Origin of the sequence: Lacrimispora xylanisolvens (assembly GCF_002934545.1) — a bacterium.
GTDB lineage: Bacteria > Bacillota > Clostridia > Lachnospirales > Lachnospiraceae > Lacrimispora > Lacrimispora xylanisolvens.
The window spans coordinates 1-2,919 of sequence record NZ_PTJA01000027.1; the positions used below are offsets into that span (position 1 = coordinate 1).

Here is a 2,919-nt window from a genome sequence, read left to right on the forward strand (position 1 = left end):
TTCCTCTTACCTAAACCAACCTGGTTAAGCCCTCGACCTATTAGTGACAGTCAGCTGCACATGTTACCATGCTTCCACCTCTGCCCTATCTACCTCGTCGTCTTCAAGGGGTCTTACTCTTGCGATGGGATATCTCATCTTGAGGGGGGCTTCACGCTTAGATGCCTTCAGCGTTTATCCCTTCCCGACTTGGCTACTCTGCCATGGTGTTGATCACCAACAGATACACCAGAGGTCAGTCCATCCCGGTCCTCTCGTACTAAGGACAGCTCCTCTCAAATATCCTACGCCCACGCCGGATAGGGACCGAACTGTCTCACGACGTTCTGAACCCAGCTCGCGTACCGCTTTAATGGGCGAACAGCCCAACCCTTGGGACCTACTACAGCCCCAGGATGCGATGAGCCGACATCGAGGTGCCAAACCACTCCGTCGATGTGAACTCTTGGGAGTGATAAGCCTGTTATCCCCAGGGTAGCTTTTATCCGTTGAGCGATGGCAATCCCACTTTATACCACCGGATCACTAAGTCCTAGTTTCCTACCTGCTCCACCCGTCGGTGTCGCAGTCAAGCTCCCTTATGCCTTTGCACTCTTCGAATGGTTTCCGACCATTCTGAGGGAACCTTTGAGCGCCTCCGATACTCTTTCGGAGGCGACCGCCCCAGTCAAACTCCCCGCCTGACATTGTCCCCCAGCCAGGTTATGGCTGCAGGTTAGAAATCCAATACCGCAAGGGTGGTATCCCAACATCGGCTCTGATAAGACTGGCGTCCTATCTTCATTGCCTCCCACCTATCCTGTACATGCAGCACCGAATCCCAGTATCAAGCTGGAGTAAAGCTCCATGGGGTCTTTCCGTCCTGGCGCAGGTAACCAGCATCTTCACTGGTATTTCAATTTCACCGGGTGCATTGTCGAGACAGCGCTCAAATCATTACGCCTTTCGTGCGGGTCGGAACTTACCCGACAAGGAATTTCGCTACCTTAGGACCGTTATAGTTACGGCCGCCGTTTACTGGGGCTTAAATTCAGAGCTTCGCGTTGCCGCTAACCCCTCCTCGTAACCTTCCAGCACCGGGCAGGCGTCAGCCCATATACCTCACCTTTCGGTTTTGCATAGACCTGTGTTTTTGCTAAACAGTTGCTTGAGCCTATTCTCTGCGGCCTGATTTCTCAGGCACCCCTTATCCCGAAGTTACGGGGTCATTTTGCCGAGTTCCTTAACAATGCTTCTCCCGCCGGCCTTAGGATTCTCTCCTCATCCACCTGTGTCGGTTTACGGTACGGGCACATATTACACAATAGCGGCTTTTCTTGACAGCCCCTACAGAGACTTCCCTACTTTTGTTCGGTACGCGTCACACCTTCCTGTTGCTAAGCGGATTTTCCATCTTAGCCAGTCCAATGCTTGCCCCGGTCTTTTCATTCCCGGGTTCTCTCTCGGTTCTGTGTCCCCACAGTTCTGATAATATGCGGTACAGGAATTTCAACCTGTTGTCCATCGACTACGTCTTTCGACCTCGCCTTAGGTCCCGACTTACCCAGAGCAGATCAGCTTTACTCTGGAAACCTTAGATATTCGGCCTGAAGGATTCTCACCTTCATCTCGCTACTCATTCCGGCATTCTCTCTTCTTAACGCTCCACACCTCCTTACGGTAATGCTTCTGCGCATTAAGAATGCTCCTCTACCAATGTATCTTGCGATACATTCCACAGCTTCGGTGTCGTGTTTTAGCCCCGGACATTTTCGGCGCAAGACCTCTCGACTAGTGAGCTATTACGCACTCTTTGAATGTGTGGCTGCTTCTAAGCCAACATCCTAGTTGTCTCTGAAATCTCACATCCTTTTCCACTTAACACGCACTTTGGGACCTTAGCTGGTGGTCTGGGCTCTTTCCCTTTTGACTGCCCAACTTATCTCGTGCAGTCTGACTCCCGTACATCATCTGACCGGCATTCGGAGTTTGATATTCTTTGGTAAGCTTTGACGCCCCCTAGGAAATTCAGTGCTCTACCTCCGGCAGACTAATACGAGGCTAGCCCTAAAGCTATTTCGAGGAGAACCAGCTATCTCCGGGTTCGATTGGAATTTCTCCCCTACCCACACCTCATCGCCACCCTTTTCAACGGATGTGCGTTCGGTCCTCCACCGCCTTTTACGGCAGCTTCAACCTGGACATGGGTAGATCACCCGGTTTCGGGTCTACCTTTACTGACTTAACGCCCTATTAAGACTTGGTTTCCCTTCGGCTCCGCACATTCAGTGCTTAACCTTGCCAGTAACGGTAACTCGCCGGACCGTTCTACAAAAAGTACGCGGTTCCACTTAAAATGTGGTTCCACAGCTTGTAAACACAAGGTTTCAGGTTCTCTTTCACTCCCCTCCCGGGGTCCTTTTCACCTTTCCTTCACAGTACTATGCGCTATCGGTCACTAAGTAGTATTTAGCCTTGGGGGGTGGTCCCCCCGAATTCCCACAAGGTTTCTCGTGTCTCGTGGTACTTTGGATCCTGCTCGCTGACTATTGCTTTCCCATACAAGGCTTTCACTTTCTATGGCCGGTCTTTCCAGGACCGTTCTGGTAACAAATCGTCTCACTTATTGCAGTCCGTAACCCCAGCATGCACGCACGCTGGTTTAGGCTCTTTCCATTTCGCTCGCCGCTACTTTGGAAATCGAGTTTTCTTTCTTTTCCTCCGGGTACTTAGATGTTTCAGTTCCCCGGGTTCCCGACGTATGGCTATGGATTCACCATACGACAACTGAGGTTTGCTCAGCTGGGTTTCCCCATTCAGATATCTCCGGATCAAAGGATATTTGCTCCTCCCCGAAGCTTTTCGCAGCTTATCACGTCTTTCATCGGCTCTTAGTGCCAAGGCATCCACCTTGTGCTCTTTCTAGCTTAACCAATACGA

1 rRNA gene is annotated in these 2,919 nt (G+C 51.1%); it reads right to left on the reverse strand.

Annotated features, from left to right (window positions below):
• Positions 1 to 20: 20 nt before the first annotated feature.
• Positions 21 to 2,912: ribosomal RNA gene (locus BXY41_RS26510) — 23S ribosomal RNA — on the reverse strand.
• Between the last annotated feature and the right edge of the window lie 7 nt (positions 2,913 to 2,919).